The organism is Cellulomonas sp. HZM (assembly GCF_000708885.1).
In the GTDB taxonomy this organism is placed as follows: domain Bacteria; phylum Actinomycetota; class Actinomycetes; order Actinomycetales; family Cellulomonadaceae; genus Cellulomonas.
Genome location: NZ_JEOE01000029.1, coordinates 14,399 through 30,888, shown reverse-complemented (window position 1 = coordinate 30,888; position 16,490 = coordinate 14,399). Strand labels below are relative to the sequence as shown.

The 16,490-nt window shown below is 70.1% G+C and carries 15 protein-coding genes and 2 tRNA genes; 5 read left to right on the top strand and 12 right to left on the bottom strand.

The window, feature by feature from the left end; all coding sequences use genetic code 11:
- Nucleotides 1-139: 139 nt before the first annotated feature.
- The 12 genes from AW16_RS18950 to dnaA all read right to left on the bottom strand — a co-directional run bounded on the left by AW16_RS18950 (nt 140) and on the right by dnaA (nt 13,104).
- The gene (locus AW16_RS18950; protein WP_197021623.1) at nt 140-541 is read right to left on the bottom strand and encodes a DivIVA domain-containing protein; all 402 of its coding nucleotides are present in this window, start codon (nt 539-541) and stop codon (nt 140-142) included.
- A gap of 43 nt (nt 542-584) precedes the next feature.
- Nucleotides 585-657: transfer RNA gene (locus AW16_RS0113195), tRNA-Ala, on the bottom strand.
- 16 nt (nt 658-673) lie between these two features.
- A complete protein-coding gene (locus AW16_RS18815; RefSeq protein WP_231496053.1) occupies nt 674-793 on the bottom strand; it encodes a DLW-39 family protein in 120 nt (39 codons plus the stop codon).
- A 22-nt stretch (nt 794-815) separates the two neighbouring features.
- A tRNA-Ile gene (locus AW16_RS0113185) sits at nt 816-889 on the bottom strand.
- Between the two features lie 59 nt (nt 890-948).
- Complete coding sequence (locus tag AW16_RS18190; protein ID WP_029291102.1) at nt 949-2,079, bottom strand: DUF3566 domain-containing protein; 1,131 nt, start codon at nt 2,077-2,079, stop codon at nt 949-951.
- Nucleotides 2,076-4,697 (bottom strand): DNA gyrase subunit A, encoded by a 2,622-nt coding sequence (gyrA, locus tag AW16_RS0113175; RefSeq protein WP_034649197.1) that lies wholly within the window; start codon nt 4,695-4,697, stop codon nt 2,076-2,078. Before gyrA ends, AW16_RS18190 begins: the two co-directional genes overlap by 4 nt.
- A gap of 49 nt (nt 4,698-4,746) precedes the next feature.
- Nucleotides 4,747-6,822: a DNA topoisomerase (ATP-hydrolyzing) subunit B gene (gene gyrB / locus AW16_RS0113170; RefSeq protein ID WP_081861672.1), complete on the bottom strand. Its 2,076-nt coding sequence runs from the start codon at nt 6,820-6,822 to the stop codon at nt 4,747-4,749.
- A 182-nt stretch (nt 6,823-7,004) separates the two neighbouring features.
- Nucleotides 7,005-7,568, bottom strand: coding sequence for a DUF721 domain-containing protein (locus AW16_RS0113165; RefSeq protein ID WP_081861671.1), 564 nt, complete (start codon nt 7,566-7,568; stop codon nt 7,005-7,007).
- Nucleotides 7,558-8,736, bottom strand: coding sequence for a DNA replication/repair protein RecF (gene recF / locus AW16_RS0113160; RefSeq protein ID WP_029291098.1), 1,179 nt, complete (start codon nt 8,734-8,736; stop codon nt 7,558-7,560). Before recF ends, AW16_RS0113165 begins: the two co-directional genes overlap by 11 nt.
- A 15-nt stretch (nt 8,737-8,751) precedes the next feature.
- Entirely contained in the window at nt 8,752-9,741 is a 990-nt protein-coding gene (gene gnd, locus AW16_RS0113155; RefSeq protein ID WP_255347064.1) for a phosphogluconate dehydrogenase (NAD(+)-dependent, decarboxylating), read from the bottom strand.
- A gap of 91 nt (nt 9,742-9,832) precedes the next feature.
- Nucleotides 9,833-10,963: a DNA polymerase III subunit beta gene (dnaN, locus tag AW16_RS0113150; RefSeq protein WP_029291095.1), complete on the bottom strand. Its 1,131-nt coding sequence runs from the start codon at nt 10,961-10,963 to the stop codon at nt 9,833-9,835.
- A gap of 713 nt (nt 10,964-11,676) precedes the next feature.
- On the bottom strand, nt 11,677-13,104 hold the full coding sequence (gene dnaA, locus AW16_RS0113145; protein WP_029291094.1) for a chromosomal replication initiator protein DnaA: 1,428 nt from the start codon (nt 13,102-13,104) through the stop codon (nt 11,677-11,679).
- A gap of 559 nt (nt 13,105-13,663) precedes the next feature.
- Here dnaA and rpmH point away from each other — a divergent pair.
- Genes rpmH through AW16_RS0113115 form a run of 5 tightly spaced genes read left to right on the top strand, consistent with a single transcriptional unit; the run spans nt 13,664 to nt 16,227 of the window.
- Nucleotides 13,664-13,801 (top strand): 50S ribosomal protein L34, encoded by a 138-nt coding sequence (gene rpmH, locus AW16_RS0113135; protein ID WP_010849920.1) that lies wholly within the window; start codon nt 13,664-13,666, stop codon nt 13,799-13,801.
- 11 nt (nt 13,802-13,812) lie between these two features.
- A complete protein-coding gene (rnpA, locus tag AW16_RS0113130; protein ID WP_034649193.1) occupies nt 13,813-14,172 on the top strand; it encodes a ribonuclease P protein component in 360 nt (119 codons plus the stop codon).
- 1 nt (nt 14,173) lies between these two features.
- Nucleotides 14,174-14,473: a membrane protein insertion efficiency factor YidD gene (gene yidD, locus AW16_RS0113125; protein WP_051681939.1), complete on the top strand. Its 300-nt coding sequence runs from the start codon at nt 14,174-14,176 to the stop codon at nt 14,471-14,473.
- An 18-nt stretch (nt 14,474-14,491) separates the two neighbouring features.
- Nucleotides 14,492-15,688: a membrane protein insertase YidC gene (gene yidC, locus AW16_RS0113120; protein WP_029291091.1), complete on the top strand. Its 1,197-nt coding sequence runs from the start codon at nt 14,492-14,494 to the stop codon at nt 15,686-15,688.
- Nucleotides 15,689-15,717: 29 nt separating this feature from the next.
- Nucleotides 15,718-16,227: a R3H domain-containing nucleic acid-binding protein gene (locus AW16_RS0113115; protein WP_029291089.1), complete on the top strand. Its 510-nt coding sequence runs from the start codon at nt 15,718-15,720 to the stop codon at nt 16,225-16,227.
- Nucleotides 16,228-16,490 lie beyond the last annotated feature (263 nt).

Here is a 16,490-nt window from a genome sequence, read left to right as displayed (position 1 = left end):
CTACCCCGAACGCGGCCCCGCCCCGCGGACGAGCGCGCCAGTTTCCGACGAGTGCGCGAGTCCAGACCCGCGCACTCGTCCGGAACCAGCGCACTCGCGTCGGGGGCAGGGCCGCGTTCGGGGTAGGACCGCCGCGGCGTCAGCGCTTGCGGCCGAACAAGCCCCGGCGCTGGGGGACCATCCCGGGAATCTGGCCGTCGGTCGCATCAGCGGGTCCGTTCGGCAGCGGCGGCGGCGTCACGCCAAACGCCGCCGACGACCCCGCCTGTGCTGGCGCCGCACCCGCCGCACCACCGAGATCTGCGCGCACCCGGTCGATCAGCTCGTCGACGTCGGACGGCTCGTATCCCTCGCGGAACTTCACGGACGTGAACCGGACGCGCTCCAGGTCGGCCACCGAGAGCGCGGGCACCTGCCCGGCGTCACGAGCTCGCAAGGCCTCGACCACGCGGTCGAGGAAGTCGTCGACCTCGTCCTGGTCGTAGCCATCGCGGAACTTCGTCGCACGGAACTTCGCGTTGAGCACGTCGTCAGGTGTCACGACTGGATAGTCGCACGCGTCCGCGTCGGACGCCGCGATTCGGTGGAGCCAAGGGGACTCGAACCCCTAACCCCCTGCTTGCAAAGCAGGTGCGCTACCAATTGCGCCATGGCCCCGGGTGGTGCCGGTCGGTCACTCGAACGTGTCCGTGACCTCGGACCACAGGTCCCGCTCGTCGCGGTCCTGCACGAACTTCGTGTACACCACGTAGCCGGCGACCGCGACAGCCGCCAGGAACAGGATCTTCTTCATCGGTTCCCCCACGGGTCGGGAGTGGGCCTAACAGGACTTGAACCTGTGACCTCTTCCTTATCAGGGAAGCGCTCTAACCGTCTGAGCTATAGGCCCGAGTGCGCTGCGCGCCGGACGAGACTACCCCAGAGCCGGGGCGCCGCCCAAACCGGCCGTCACTCGTCGGTCATCGTGACGTGCAGCCCGCCGACGAGCGCGGCGACGATGTTGTAGAGGAACGCGCCGATCGTCGCGATCGCCGTGAGAAGGAAGACGTCCACGACCGCGACGAGCGTCGCCGCGGACAGCACCTTCTTGAACTCGACGTACTGCAGCACGTCCGGGCCGTTGCCCTCGGTGCCGGTGACCTGCGTGACCAGGTCGTCGATCTTGGCGAACACGTGCAGCTCGTTGAGCGTGAACCACGCGACGGCGACGCCGACCACGATCATGATGCCGACAGCCACCGACAGCAGGAACGACAGCTTCATCACGGACCACGGGTCGAACCGCGAGATCGCGAGCCGGACGCGGCGCGGGCCGCCACCGGACTGGACCGTGGGGATGCGGCCCGTCGACGGTCGGGGGGCCGCTCCGGCGGGGATGCCGGCGGGCGCCGGCGTGGGGCGCGCGGCGGGCGGTGCGGTGACCGGCGAGCTCGTCATGGGGTCGTCCTCGGTGCGGGGCTTGGTAGCCGTGGTGATCGCGGCGCTGGTGGCGCCCGCGACCTTCTTCAGCCACGCCGTGGTCGAGTCCACCGCGACCGCGAGGGGGGAGGGCTGGTCCTCGTCGTCGGTCGCGGGCTCGGACGCACCGGTCGTGCCCGGGACAGTCTGACGGGTCGAGGTCGCCTCGCGGGAGGCCTTCTCCTCTTCGTCCCGGTTCTTCTCCGCGTTCTTCACCTTCGTGGCGGAGGTCGCGGTGCGGTCCGGGGCCGTCGAGGACGACGACGGGGCCGACGAGGTCGCGCTCGAGCGAGCCGACGACGACGAGCCGGACGAGCCCGCAGCAGACGAACCCGACGCGCTGCCGCCGGACGAACCGGGGCCGGCAGACGCCGCACCGGCAGATCCCGTCGACCGCGAGCCGGACGTCACCGACCGGCCGTTGCGAACAGGCGCGGTCCGCACGGGCTGCGACACGATCTCGTCGATCGCCGCGTCGTCGACCTGCGCGACTGCCCGCGCGCTCGTCGGGTTCGCGCGCGAGGAGACGGACCTGCCCTGCCCCGACCCCGACGAGGGGGTCGAGCCAGAGCCCGAAGGCCGGTTGCGCGGCGGGATCGACGGCGGTGCGGACTCGGTCATGCATCCTCCGGGGCGTCGCCGGTGGGCTCCGCCGTGGGCTGGTCGCCGGACGTGGCGTCGGGCTCGATATCAGGCACAGACGTGGCCGCCGCGTCATCGGCGGACTCGCCCACGGTACCCGCATCGTCCGAAAGGTGTCGTTCGGTGTTGCGCGCCACGGCGATGATCCGGTCCCCGGAGTCGGGCTTCGCGAAGATCACGCCCTGCGTCGTGCGACCCGTCGCATTGACCTCTGACGTGGCCGAACGGACGATCTTGCCGCGCTCCATGATGACCAGCACCTCGTCGTCGGCGTCTGTGACCAACGCCCCGACGAGATCGCCGTTCGCCTCCGGCAGGTTGGCCACGCGGATGCCCAGCCCGCCGCGTCCCTGCTGCCGGTAGTTCTCGACCGTCAGCGCGGTGCGCTTGGCGATGCCGCCCTCGGTGACCGTGAACAGGAACGCGTCCTCGCGCACCACGTCGGCCGCGAGCAGCTCGTCGTCCGCGCGGAACTTCATGCCCGTCACGCCGGAGGTCGCGCGGCCCATGGGACGCAGCGCCTCGTCGGTCGCCGTGAACCTCACCGACTGGCCCTTGCGGGACACGAGGATGAGGTCCTGGTCGGAGTCGACGAGCCGCGCCGAGACGAGCTCGTCGGGCAGGCCGTTCTCGTCCTCGCGCAGGTTGATCGCGATGACGCCGCCCGAGCGGTTGGAGTCGTACTCCGCGAGGCGCGTCTTCTTCACGAGACCGCGCTTGGTCGCGAGCACCAGGTGCTCCGCCTGGCCGTAGTCGCGCAGGTCCAGCACCTGCGCGATCCGCTCGCCGGGCTGGAACGCGAGCAGGTTCGCGACGTGCTGGCCCTTCGCGTCACGGCCGCCCTCGGGCAGCTCGTACGCCTTGGCGCGGTACACGCGTCCGAGGTTGGTGAAGAACAGCAGCCAGTGGTGCGTCGTCGTGACGAAGAAGTGGTCGACGATGTCGTCCTCGCGCAGCTGCGCACCGCGCACGCCCTTGCCGCCACGCCGCTGCGCCCGGTAGTTGTCCGACCGCGTGCGCTTGGCGTACCCGCCGCGCGTGATCGTGACGACCATCTCCTCCTCGGCGATGAGGTCCTCGATCGAGACGTCACCGTCGTAGGGCAGGATCCGCGTGCGGCGCTCGTCGCCGTAGCGGTCGACGATCTCCTGCAGCTCCTCGCTGATGATCTCGCGCTGGCGCTCCTCCGACCCGAGGATCGCGGACAGCTCCGCGATGAGCGCCTCGAGGCGCGCGTGCTCCTCGAGGATCTTGTCCCGCTCCAGGGCGGCGAGCCGACGCAGCTGCAGCGACAGGATCGCGTTGGCCTGCACCTCGTCGACGTCGAGCAGCTCCATCAGGCCCGTGCGCGCCTCGTCGACGTCCGGCGAGCGGCGGATCAGCGCGATGACCTCGTCGAGCGCGTCGAGCGCCTTGAGGTAGCCGCGGTAGATGTGGATCTGCTCCTCCGCCTTGCGCAGGCGGAACGCGGTGCGGCGCTGGATGACGTCGAGCTGGTGCGCGGTCCAGTGGCGTACGAACGCGTCGATCGACAGCGTGCGCGGGACGCCGTCGACGATCGCGAGCATGTTGGCGCCGAACGTGTCCTGCAGCTGCGTGTGCTTGTACAGGTTGTTCAGGACGACCTTCGCGACCGCGTCTCGCTTGAGCACGATGACCAGGCGCTGGCCGGTGCGGCCCGACGTCTCGTCGCGGATGTCCGCGATGCCGGCGACACGGTTCTCGCGCACCAGGTCCGCGATCTTCTTGGCGAGCGTGTCGGGGTTCACCTGGTACGGCAGCTCGGTGACGACGAGGCAGATCCGGCCCTGGATCTCCTCGACCTCGACGACCGCGCGCATCGTGATCGACCCGCGGCCCGTGCGGTACGCGTCCTCGATGCCCTTGTGGCCCAGGATCGTGGCGGCCGTGGGGAAGTCGGGGCCCTTGATCCGCTGCAGGAGCGCCTCGAGCAGCTCCTCCTTGGTGGCCTCGGGGTTCTGCAGGTACCACTGCACGCCGTCCGCGACCTCGCGCAGGTTGTGCGGCGGGATGTTGGTCGCCATGCCGACGGCGATGCCGGCCGAGCCGTTGACCAGCAGGTTCGGGAACCGGGCGGGCAGGACCTGCGGCTCCTGCGTGCGGCCGTCGTAGTTGTCGCCGAACTCGACGGTGTCCTCGTCGATGTCCCGCACCATCTCCATGGCGAGCGGAGCCATCTTGCACTCGGTGTACCGCGGCGCGGCCGCCGGGTCGTCACCGGGGGAGCCGAAGTTCCCCTGGCCGGCGACGAGCGGGTAGCGCAGCGACCAGTCCTGCACGAGGCGCACGAGAGCGTCGTAGATCGCGACGTCACCGTGCGGGTGGTACTTGCCCATGACGTCGCCGACGACGCGCGAGCACTTCGAGAACTGGCGGTCCGGGCGGTACCCGCCGTCGTACATCGCGTACAGCACGCGGCGGTGCACCGGCTTGAGGCCGTCGCGCACGTCGGGAAGCGCGCGGCCGACGATGACGGCCATCGCGTAGTCCAGGTACGAGCGCTGCATCTCGAGCTGCAGGTCGACCTGGTCGATCCGGCCGTGCTCGATGCCGTCGTCGTTGGGGAGGTCCGTCACGGGTGTCCTTTGTCAGTGGTCGGCGCGCTGCTCGTGCGTCTGAGGGGGCTCAGATGTCGAGGAAGCGCACGTCCTTCGCGTTGCGCTGGATGAACGAGCGACGCGACTCCACGTCCTCGCCCATGAGCACGGAGAAGATCTCGTCGGCCGCGGCGGCCTCGTCCAGCGTGACCTGCAGCAACGTCCGGTGCTCGGGGGACATGGTCGTCTCCCACAGCTCCGAGTAGTCCATCTCGCCCAGACCCTTGTAGCGCTGGATCGCGTTCTCCTTGGGCAGGCGCTTGCCCGCGGCGAGGCCGGCCTCGACGAAGGCGTCGCGCTCCCGGTCGGAGTACACGTAGTCGTCCTCGGAGTTCGACCACTTGATGCGGTACAGCGGCGGCTGCGCCATGTACACGTGACCCTTGGTGATGAGGTCCGGCATGTAGCGGAACAGCAGCGTGAGCAGCAGCGTGCGGATGTGCTGGCCGTCGACGTCGGCGTCGGCCATCAGCACGATCTTGTGGTACCTGAGCTTCGAGAGGTCGAAGTCCTCGCCGATGCCCGTGCCGAACGCCGTGATGAGCGCCTGCACCTCCTGGTTGCCCAGCGCTTTGTCGAGACGCGCGCGTTCGACGTTGAGGATCTTTCCGCGGATCGGCAGGATCGCCTGCGTGCGCGGGTTGCGCCCACGCACCGCGGAGCCGCCGGCGGAGTCGCCCTCGACGATGAACACCTCGCACTCGGCGGCGTTGGTGCTCTGGCAGTCCTTGAGCTTGCCGGGCATGCCACCCGACTCGAGCAGGCCGCGGCGGCGCGTGGCCTCACGAGCCTTGCGCGCCGCCATGCGGGCGGCCGACGCCTGGATCGACTTGCGGATGACGTCGCGCGCCTCGTTCGGGTGCGAGTCCAGCCAGTCGCCGAGCCGCTCGTTCACCACGCGCTGCACGAACGTCTTGGCCTCGGTGTTGCCGAGCTTCGTCTTGGTCTGGCCCTCGAACTGCGGCTCGCCCAGCTTGATCGAGATGACGGCCGTCAGCCCCTCGCGGATGTCCTCGCCCGTGAGGTTCTCGTCCTTCTCCTTGAGGATGCCCTTGTCGCGCGCGTAGCGGTTGACCAGGCTGGTCATCGCCGCGCGGAAGCCCTCCTCGTGCGTGCCGCCCTCGGTCGTCGCGATCGTGTTCGCGTAGGCGTGCACCGACTCCGAGTACGCCGTCGTCCACTGCAGCGCGATCTCGACCGAGATCTTCTTCGTCGTGTCCTCGGACTCGAACGCGATGACCTCGGGGTTGACGAGCTCGACCTTCTTGGCGCTGTTGATGTGCTTGACGTAGTCGAGCAGGCCGTCGTCGTACTTGTAGGTCACGACGCGGGCTGTGACCTCCTCGTCGTCGCCGGCGACCTCGTCCTCGGTGCCCAGGTGCTGCGGGCGCTCGTCGGTGAGCGTGATCTGCAGGCCCTTGTTGAGGAACGCGTACTGCTGGAACCGCGCGCGCAGGGTCTCGAAGTCGTACTCGACGGTCTCGAAGATCGTCGGGTCCGCCCAGAACGTCTGCTGCGTGCCCGTCTCGTCGGTCGCCGCGCCGCGCCGGATCTCGCCGATCGGGTGGCCGCCGTCCTCGAAGTCCATCTCCCACGCGTAGCCGTCGCGCTTGACGACCGACTCGACACGCTTCGACAGCGCGTTCACCACGGAGATGCCCACGCCGTGCAGACCGCCCGAGACGGCGTACCCGCCGCCGCCGAACTTGCCGCCCGCGTGCAGGATCGTCATGACGACCTCGAGCGTCGGCTTGCCCTCGGTGGGGTGCAGCTCGACGGGGATGCCGCGGCCGTTGTCGACGACGCGCACGCCTCCGTCCGCCAGCAGCGTGACCTCGATGTGGTCGCAGTAGCCGGCCAGGGCCTCGTCGACCGAGTTGTCGACGACCTCGTACACGAGGTGGTGCAGACCGCGCTCGCCCGTGGAGCCGATGTACATGCCCGGGCGCTTGCGGACGGCCTCGAGACCCTCGAGGACGGTGATCGCGGAGGCGTCGTAGGTCGCCGGCTTCGCGGGCACGGCTGCGGGGACCTCGGGGGTTCCAGGGGTGGGGAGCTGCTCGTCCTGCTCGGTCTCGTCGTTCGGACTGCGATCGTCAGCCACGGGCGGTGGTACTCCTCAACCTCTAGCACGCGCACAGAGCCCCGCTCGACCGGCCGGAGGGCGGATCACTCCATGACGCTGGACTTCCAGGCGCCACGGCGCCAGGAATGACCTTCACAGTCTACCTGGCCGATGGGCTCAGACCCCCCTGAACCATGCCGTTGTGGAGAACGCGTCGCGCCTCAGCCGTACGTGTCCCGTGCACCGCGTCCGCGCACGCTCCGGCGACCCTTGCCGAAGCCCGGTCCGCCGGGTCCGAGCACGACGATCTCGGCCACGACCCCTTCCCCGAGGTCCTCCGCGAAGTTGCGCAGCATCGCCGGCACCGAGAACGTCAGGTTCGTCGCCCATGCGGTCGACGAGGCACGCATCGTCAGCACCCCGCCGTCGAACGACTCGTACACCGCGTGCTCCGCTACCTGCGGGCCCAGGATCTGCGCCCAGCGCGCCTGCATCGTCCCGGCGGTGACACCGGACTGCCAGCCGAACTGGCCGACGAACGAGCCGAGCGACTCCGCGAGCGTGCGAGGGTCCCGCCCACCCACCGAGCTCCCGCTCAGCTGCGGCTCGAGCGGCCGCCTGCCGCGGGGAGCGTCCCCCGGGCGGATGCCGCGACGACGTGCCGCCTCCTTCGCGCGGTTGAGCGCCGCCCCCGCGACCTGCCGCTCGGGCGTGAGCTCGACGAGCTCACGCAGCGGTGCCCCGTCGCGCTGGACGGGCGGCAGGAGCGCGTCGTCAGAGGACACGCGCGACCTCGCCGCCCATGACGTCGACCCTGGCGCCTGCGAGCGGTTCGGGGACGTCGTCGGCGACGGCGGCCGTGATGAGCACCTGACGTGCGCGGGCGACGAGCTCCGCGAGCCGCTCGCGACGACGCGCGTCGAGCTCGGCGAACACGTCGTCGAGCACCAGGACCGGCTCCCCGTCGGGTCCCCAGTCGCCCGTGCCGTCCGGGTCGGTGAGCACGTCGAACGACGCGAGCCGCAGCGCGAGCGCGTACGACCACGACTCGCCGTGGCTCGCGTACCCCTTGGCCGGCAGCCCGCCGAGCGTGAGCACGAGGTCGTCCCGGTGCGGCCCGACGAGGCACACGCCACGGTCCAGCTCCTTGGGACGGAGCCTGCCCATGGCCTCGAGGAGCTGCGCCTCGACCAGGTCGACGCCGTCGTGCACCGACCCCTCGACCTCGAGCGCCGCGTCCAGGGACGCCTTGTAGCTCACGACGGCCTCGCCCTGCCCGGCGCTGACCTGCTCGTACGCGCGCGCGACGTGCGGCCGCAGCTGGTCGACCAGCGAACGCCGCTCGACCACCACACGCGCCCCCACCTGGGCGAGCTTCGCGTCCCACACGTCGAGCGTGCGCAGGTCGGCGCCGCCACCCCTGCGCGCGACGCCGGCCGACTTCAGCAACGCCGAGCGCTGCCGCAGCACGCGGTCGTAGTCCTGCAGGACGCCTGCGAGCCGGGGCATGAGCTGGACCAGAACCTCGTCGAGGAACCGGCGCCGCTGATCCGGGTCGCCCTTGACGAGCGCGAGGTCCTCGGGTGCGAACAGCACGGTGCGCAGGATCCCGAGCACGTCCCGCGCACGGACCGGGCTACCACCGTTGACACGCGCGCGGTTCGCCTTGCCCGGCGTGACCTCGATCTCGATGAGCGTCGGCCGCGGCCTGCCCGCCTCGAGCTCGCGCACCACCCTCGCACGCACCACGGCCCGCTGCGTCCCGGCACGCACGAGCGCCGCGTCCGTGGGGACGCGGTGGCTGCCGAGCGTCGCGACGTAGCCGATCGCCTCGACGAGGTTCGTCTTGCCCTGACCGTTCGGCCCGACGAGCGCCGTGATGCCGGGCTCGAGCTCGAGGTCTACCGCGGCGTACGAACGGAAGTCGGTGAGGTTCAGGTGCGCGACGTACATCTCATGTGGTCCGGCTCAGGCGCTCGGAGGGACGGCCGCACCCGCGGCCGGGGTGGTGCTCGCCTGCGGACCGGTGGTGCCCGCGGGCTTCACCGCGTGCCCGCCGAACTGCTGACGCAGCGCTGCGACTGCCTTCATCGCGGGCGACTCGCCCTGGCGGCTGGCGAACCGCGCGAACAGCGAGGCCGAGATGACAGGCGCTGGGACCGCGAGGTCGATCGCCTCGTCCACGGTCCAGCGGCCCTCGCCCGAGTCCTCGACCCAGTCGTCGATCTCGCCAAGGCCGGGGTCCTCGTCGAGGGCCTTGACGAGCAGCTCCAGGAGCCACGACCGCACCACGGTGCCCTTGGTCCACGCGCGCATCGTGCCGTGCACGTCCGTGACCAGGTCCTTCGCGGCGAGCAGCTCGTAGCCCTCGGCGTACGCCTGCATGAGCCCGTACTCGATGCCGTTGTGCACCATCTTGGCGAAGTGGCCCGCACCGACGGCGCCCGCGTGCACGAACCCGTCGGCGCGCTCGCCCTCGGGGCGCAGCGCGTCGAACACCGGCATCGCACGCTCGACCAGCGCGGCGTCCCCGCCGACCATCAGGCCGTAGCCGTTCTTGAGGCCCCACACACCGCCCGAGACGCCGGCGTCCAGGAACCCGATGCCCTTGCCGGCGAGCAGGTCCGCGTGCGGCTTGTCGTCCTGGTAGTACGAGTTGCCACCGTCGATGACCATGTCCCCGCTGGTCAGCAGGCCCGAGAGCTCGTTGACCACCCCGTCGGTGATGTCCCCCGACGGGACCATGACCCACACGATCCGCTCACCCGCGGGAAGCTTCTCGACGAGCTCCTCGAGGCTCCCGACGTCGGTGACGTCCGGGTTGCGGTCGAACCCGACGACCTCGATGCCCGCCGCGCGGATACGCTCGCGCATGTTGGCGCCCATCTTGCCCAGACCGACCAGTCCGACCTGCATCGACTTCGCCTCTCTCGTGTCCCGATGACCCTGCGGACTCACTGTGCCGCTCGCCGCACCGTGCCGCACGCCGTGCCGGTCTCCCGGTCGTGCACCGCTCGCACGCTCCCGGGCGCGCGGTCTCGGCGCGGGCTCAGCTGGCGAAACGGATGGGGACCAGCAGGTACCGGTAGCCCTCGATGTCGTCGCCCTCGAGCGACTCCTGGCCCGTGAACTCCACGGGCTTGTTGGGATGCGTGAACGACAGCCGCACGAACGGGGTGTCGAGCGCGCCGAGCCCGTCGAGCAGGAACTGCGGGTTGAACGCGACCGAGATGTCCTCGCCGACGAGCGTCGACTCGAGCGCCTCGGATGCCTGCGCGTCGTCGCCCTGCCCGGCGTCCAGCACCACCTGGCCGTCGCTGAACGACAGCCGGATGGGCGTGTTGCGCTCCGCGACGAGGGCCACGCGCTTGGCCGCGTCCGCGAGCTGCTGCGTACCGACGACGGCGTGGATCGGCGTCTCGTCGGGGAAGAGGCGACGCACGGCCGGGTAGTCGCCGTCGACCAGCAGGCTGGTGGTCTGCCGACCCGCGGCCTCGAAGCCGATCAGGTCCACTCCGCCGCCGGTCGACAGCGCGACGGTCACCTCGCCCGCGCTGCCGAGCGACTTGGCCGCGTCGGACAGCGTGCGAGCGCGCACGAGCGCGACGGTAGAGATGTCGGGCTGGGCCGGCCGCCACGTGAGCTCACGCAGCGCGAGGCGGTAGCGGTCGGTGGCCAGCAGCGTGACCTTCTCGCCCTCGATCTCGACGCGCACGCCGGTCAGCAGGGGAAGGGTGTCGTCCCGGCTCGCCGCGACCGACACCTGCGCGACCGCGTGCGTGAGCTCGTCGCCGTCGACGGTGCCGCTCACCGGCGGCATGACAGGAAGGTTCGGGTAGTCCTCGACCGGCATGGTCAGCAGCGTGAACCGGCTGGCGCCGCACGTGACGACCACCTTGGTGCCGTCGAGCGCGAAGTCGACCGGCTTGGCGGGCAGTGCGCGGGAGATCTCGGCCAGCAGCCGGCCCGAGACGAGCACGGTGCCGGGCTCGGAGACGTCCGCAGGGATGTGCGAGCGCGCCGACACCTCGTAGTCGAAGCTCGACAGCTGGATGGACCCGGCGGAGTCGGCCTCGATGCGGACACCGGCCAGCACGGGGACGGGCGGGCGCGTCGGCAGGCTGCGTGCGGTCCACGTGACGGCGTCCGCGAGGACGTCGCGCTCGACCCGGAACCTCATCGACACACCCTTCGTCGTCCGCGTACGGCCGTCGGCCGTCGTGCCCTGCCACCTGCCGCGACCCGGATGATCATCCGAGGCACCGATTGGCCACCACCGTGGCGACCGGCGAGCGGGCGCGCAGAGGTGATGTCAGCCGAACACTACGCGACGGTGGTGACACGCCGACACCGGCGGTCGCTCGAACGGTGGACGACAGGGAGTGCTCGCGACATCGGGTCGGGCGCTGGCCGGACCCGCCACCCAACGGTGGTGTGTGGATCATCGTCATGGAGAGCTCTCGTCGTCGTCATAGCACCTGTGACTTCTGTGGATCATCAGCATCGACGCTGGTCAGCGCGGGATCTGCGTGTGGAGCGGGGCTGCGGACGACGAGGTGTCAGCGGTGGACGACCGTGGACGGCGGCCGCCACGTCTCTCGCCGTCCACGGTCAGGTCCCCGTGCGTCCACATGACAAGGGGTCGTCATCCACCGTCATCCACAGGCCTGTGCACAGGTGTGAACATTCGTCCCATGCTTCTTTCAGGTTGGGGATGAACGTTCCTCGACGAGTCGTCCGGCTTGGTCCGGGTATGTCGGGGCACGTGCCGCGTGCGAACGCTCGTCGCGCGCTCGCGTCCCGGCGCGAGGCAGGTGCTCGGACGCGCGTCAGAGAGCGCCGAGCCGGCCTTGTCGTCCCCAGGAAGAAGATCCGGCCTGTGGATAAACCCCGTCAGGCGCGGTTCTGCTGCTTGATCCGGTTGGTGAGCTCGGTGACCTGGTTGTAGATCGACCGACGCTCCGCCATGAGCTCGCGGATCTTGCGGTTGGCGTGCATCACGGTCGTGTGGTCGCGGCCACCGAAGGCCTGCCCGATCTTGGGCAGCGAGAGATCGGTCAGCTCACGGCACAGGTACATCGCGATCTGCCGTGCGGTGACCAGCACACGGGAGCGGCTCGAGCCGCACAGGTCCTCGATCGAGAGCCCGAAGTACGCCGCCGTCTGACCGATCACCTGCGTGGCTGTGATCTCCGCCGTCTGGTCGTCGGTGATGAGGTCCTTCAGGACGATCTCCGCGAGCGAGACGTCGACCTGCTGGCGGTTGAGGTTGGCGAACGCCGTCACACGGATCAGCGCACCCTCGAGCTCACGGATGTTCGTGGAGATCTTGCTCGCGATGTACTCGAGCACCTCCGGGGGAGCGTCCATGCGCTCCGAGCCGGCCTTCTTGCGCAGGATGGCGATGCGGGTCTCGAGGTCCGGCGGCTGGACATCGGTGATGAGGCCCCACTCGAAGCGGGACCGCATGCGGTCCTCGAAGCCGTTGAGCTGCTTGGGGGGCAGGTCGGACGTGATCACGACCTGCTTGTTCGCGTTGTGCAGCGTGTTGAACGTGTGGAAGAACTCCTCCATCGTCTGTTCCTTGCCCTGCAGGAACTGGATGTCGTCGATGAGGAGCACGTCGACCTCGCGGTAGCGACGCTGGAACGCGCCCGCCTTGCCCTCGGAGATCGAGTTGATGAAGTCGTTGGTGAACTCCTCGGAGTTCACGTAGCGCACGCGCACGCTCGGGTAGAGGTTCTGCGCGTAGTGCCCGATCGCGTGCAGCAGGTGCGTCTTGCCGAGTCCCGAGTCGCCGTAGATGAACAGCGGGTTGTAGGCCTTGGCCGGCGCCTCGGCGACTGCGACCGCCGCGGCGTGCGCGAACCGGTTGGAGCTGCCGATGACGAAGGTCTCGAACAGGTACTTCGGGTTCAGGCGTGCCGGCTCCGTCGCGGCCTGGGTGCGGCGGTGCGGTGCCGGCGGTGCCTCGACGGCGGGCTCGGCGTCGGCGTCCGCGGGTGCCGGGGGTGCGGCCGGCGCGACGACGTGCAGCGCCGGGGCCTCGTCGTCGACGAGGTCCGCGTCGACCGTGACCGCGAACCGCGCCTCACGGCCGAGCGCCTCGGCGAGCGCCTCGTTGACCTCGGTGCGCACGCGGGACTCGAGGTAGTCCTTCGTCAGGTCGTTCCCGACCGCGAGGAGCAGTGTCCCGTCGAGGAGGCCCAGCGGCTGGGCCAGGCGGACGAACGCGAGCTGCCGACGGGTGATGTCCGGGCTCGCCTCGAGCGTCGTCACGACGTGTCCCCAGACGCGGGTCAGCTCTTGGTCCTGCGGCAACGGGCTACCTCGGTCTTGTCTCGTGTGCGGGTGGTGCGACGTGCTCCGGCGCGTGCTCCGGGCCTGCTCGTGGACGTGCTCGCGCAGAGGACGGCGCAGGGCGACGAGTTTCGCATCATCCGCGTTGTCCACACGGTTGTCCACACCTGTGCGTAGGGCCGCCGGGCCGTTCGTCGCCGCGGATCTGCGACGACGACGCCCGCCGTGGAGCGTCCTTCGACAGGAGCCACCCGCGGCTCGTCCACAGGTGTGGGCCGAGGGTGACGAGGGACGATGCTAATGCCGTCGGGCACCCGTCCGGGAGGGGGCCAGCGGGTGACGTGGGAGCGCTCCGGCGTGTCGTCGGGGCCAGACGCGTGGGCGGGCGCTAGGTTGCCCCGCTACGGCATTTGACCCGCCGCGAGGGTGCGGCGTAACGTTGACCCGCCTTTCCTGAGGCTCCTTCCGGCGCGCCCAGACGCCACACGTTCCCACGTGCACGCGGAGATCTCGAGCTCGGCACGACAGACCTGGTCGCGCGCTACCGCGCGGCATCCCGATGGAGCAGTAGGAGATTCTCGTGAGCAAGCGGACGTTCCAGCCGAACAACCGTCGCCGGGCCAAGACGCACGGCTTCCGCCTGCGCATGCGCACGCGCGCCGGCCGCGCGATCCTCGCCGCGCGTCGCCGCAAGGGCCGCGCGGAGCTCTCGGCCTGACCTCAGCGCCGGTGCTGCCCGCAGCGCACCGGATGCGCCGTCCCGCCGAGTTCGAGCACACGGTCCGCCGCGGCGTGCGAGCCGGACGGACCGCGCTGGTGGTGCATCTGACGACACGGACCGACCCGGGGCCCGGCCCCGTGGTCGGTTTTGTCGTGTCCAAGGCCGTGGGCGGCGCGGTGACGCGCAACGTCGTGAAGCGCCGTCTGCGCGAGCTCGTGCATGCCCGGCTCGACGCGCTCGTCGACGTCGACCTCGTCGTGCGGGCGACTCCCGCGGCGGCCGAGGCGCCGTTCCTCGAGCTCGGCGCCCAGCTCGACGGAGCTCTGGCGACCGCGCGCAAGCGTCTCGTGAGCACCGGGGAGCGGTGACGTGACGGTGCTGCGAAAGGTCCTCCGGTCCGCCCTGCGCGTTCCCGGCCTGCTGGTGCTCGGTCTGCTGAGGCTCTACCAGCGGTTCATCTCGCCGATGACACCGCCGACGTGCCGGTTCTACCCGTCGTGCTCGCAGTACGCGGTGATCGCGGTGCAGCGGCACGGCGCCGTCCGAGGTACGTGGCTCGCAGCTCGTCGGCTGCTGCGGTGCCACCCCTGGAACCCCGGGGGCGTGGACGACGTTCCACCTGCGCACCACCGGTCCCACACCCATGCAGTGGCTCAGCCCACGCACTGACACCTAGGAGCTCTGTTCATGGGCTGGTTCGACTCCCTGCTGCACCCGATCATGGTCGTGGTCGCGTGGATCATGGTCATGTGGCACAAGCTGTGGACGGGTGTCGGTCTCGACCCCGACGGCGGCCTCGCCTGGACGTTGTCGATCGTCGGCCTGGTGGTCGTCATCCGGATCCTGCTGATCCCGCTGTTCTTCAAGCAGATCAAGGCATCCCGGGGCATGCAGATGCTCGCCCCGGAGATGAAGGAGATCCAGAAGAAGTACAAGGGGAAGACCGACCCCGCGTCCCGTGAGGCGATGAGCCGCGAGACGATGGAGCTGTACCGCAAGCACGGGACCAACCCGTTCGCGTCGTGCCTGCCGATCCTGCTGCAGTCACCGATCTTCTTCGCGCTGTTCCGGGTGCTCAACTCCCTGCCCCAGCTGTCTGAAGGCGTCTACCGCGGGAACCAGAACCACATCGGCCCGCTCACGCAGGACCTCGCGTACTCCGCCGAGCACGCGACCATCTTCGGTGCGCCGCTGTCGGGCACGTTCATGCGGGCCGACGGCAACCACAACATCCAGATCGTCGCAGCGCTGCTGATCATCGCGATGTCGGCCACCACGTTCCTCACGCAGCGTCAGCTGACCATGAAGAACATGCCGCCGTCGGCCCTCGAGGGCCCGATGGCGCAGCAGCAGAAGGTTCTGCTCTACGTCCTGCCGCTGATCTTCGCGTTCTCGGGCGTGAACTTCCCGATCGGTGTCCTCATCTACTGGACCACCACCAACCTGTGGTCGATGGGCCAGCAGTTCTACACCATCAGGCGCATGCCGGCTCCGGGCTCTGCCGCGGAGAAGGCGATGCTCGAGCGTAAGGCTCGTCGGTCGTCGCACCGCGGCGGCGGGGCGCTCGAACCTGCAGCAAGCACGGCCGTGATCGAGGAGAAGCCGCGCAGCGGTCAGCGCCAGCAGCCCAAGCGCAAGGACCGCGCGAAGGGCCCCGCGGGATCGCCCCCCCGCGCCGTCCCCGGTGCCGACTCGCCGGCGCCTGATCCAGCGGCGCCCGATGCGCTGGAGGCTGATCCCGCGGGCTCGGCCGACGCTGCGTCCGGGACCACCACGGGGAAGGCCTCGAAGGCCAACCCGCTGGCCGAGCAGCCGCGCGCTCCGAAGTCGTCGTCGCCGCAGAGCGGTGCCAAGCCCAAGCCCAAGCCGAAGAAGAAGAAGTAGACCTCTTCGCACCCACGATCGGAGCGATCATGACGTCATCCCAGCCCGAGGCCGTCGAGCCGACGAGCGCCTCTCGCCTCGAGGAAGAGGGCGAGATCGCCGCGGACTACCTCGAGGAGCTGCTCGACATCGCCGACCTCGACGGTGACATCGACATCGACATCGACCACGGCCGCGCCGCCGTCGAGATCGTGTCGGACGACCCGGCGGACCGTTCGCTGAGCCGCCTCGCCGGTAAGGACGGCGAGGTCCTGGATGCCCTCCAGGAGCTCACACGCCTCGCGGTGCAGACGAAGACCGGTGAGCGCAGCCGGCTCATGCTGGACGTCGCCGGTTTCCGTGCCGCTCGCCGGCTCGAGCTCGTCGCCGTGGCCGAGGCGGCGATCGTCCGTGTGCGGGAAAGCGGCACGGTCGTGGCACTGGCGCCGATGAACCCGTTCGAGCGCAAGGTCGTGCACGACACCGTTGCCGCCGCCGGTCTGGTGAGCGACTCGGAGGGCGTCGAGCCCCAGCGCCACGTGGTGATCCGGGGCGCCTGATCGTTGCGGCGTGAGGGGTGGCGGGCCGCGCAGGCCTGCCACCCCTCACGCTTCTGCGGTGCCGCGGTGCCGCGGCGCTTCGGTGCGTCGGGGTGGGCCGCGCGGCGGGTCGCTCGGACTCGTCGAGCGGGGCATGGGGCAATGTTTCACGTGGAACCAGCTCGCAGAGCGCTAGTCCCTCGTGCGGAGAGGACGCTCGTCGCACGCTGGTTCTCTGCGCGGTGTTCGGTGTAGCACTCCGTCGGCGTCGGCACTGTGGAGGG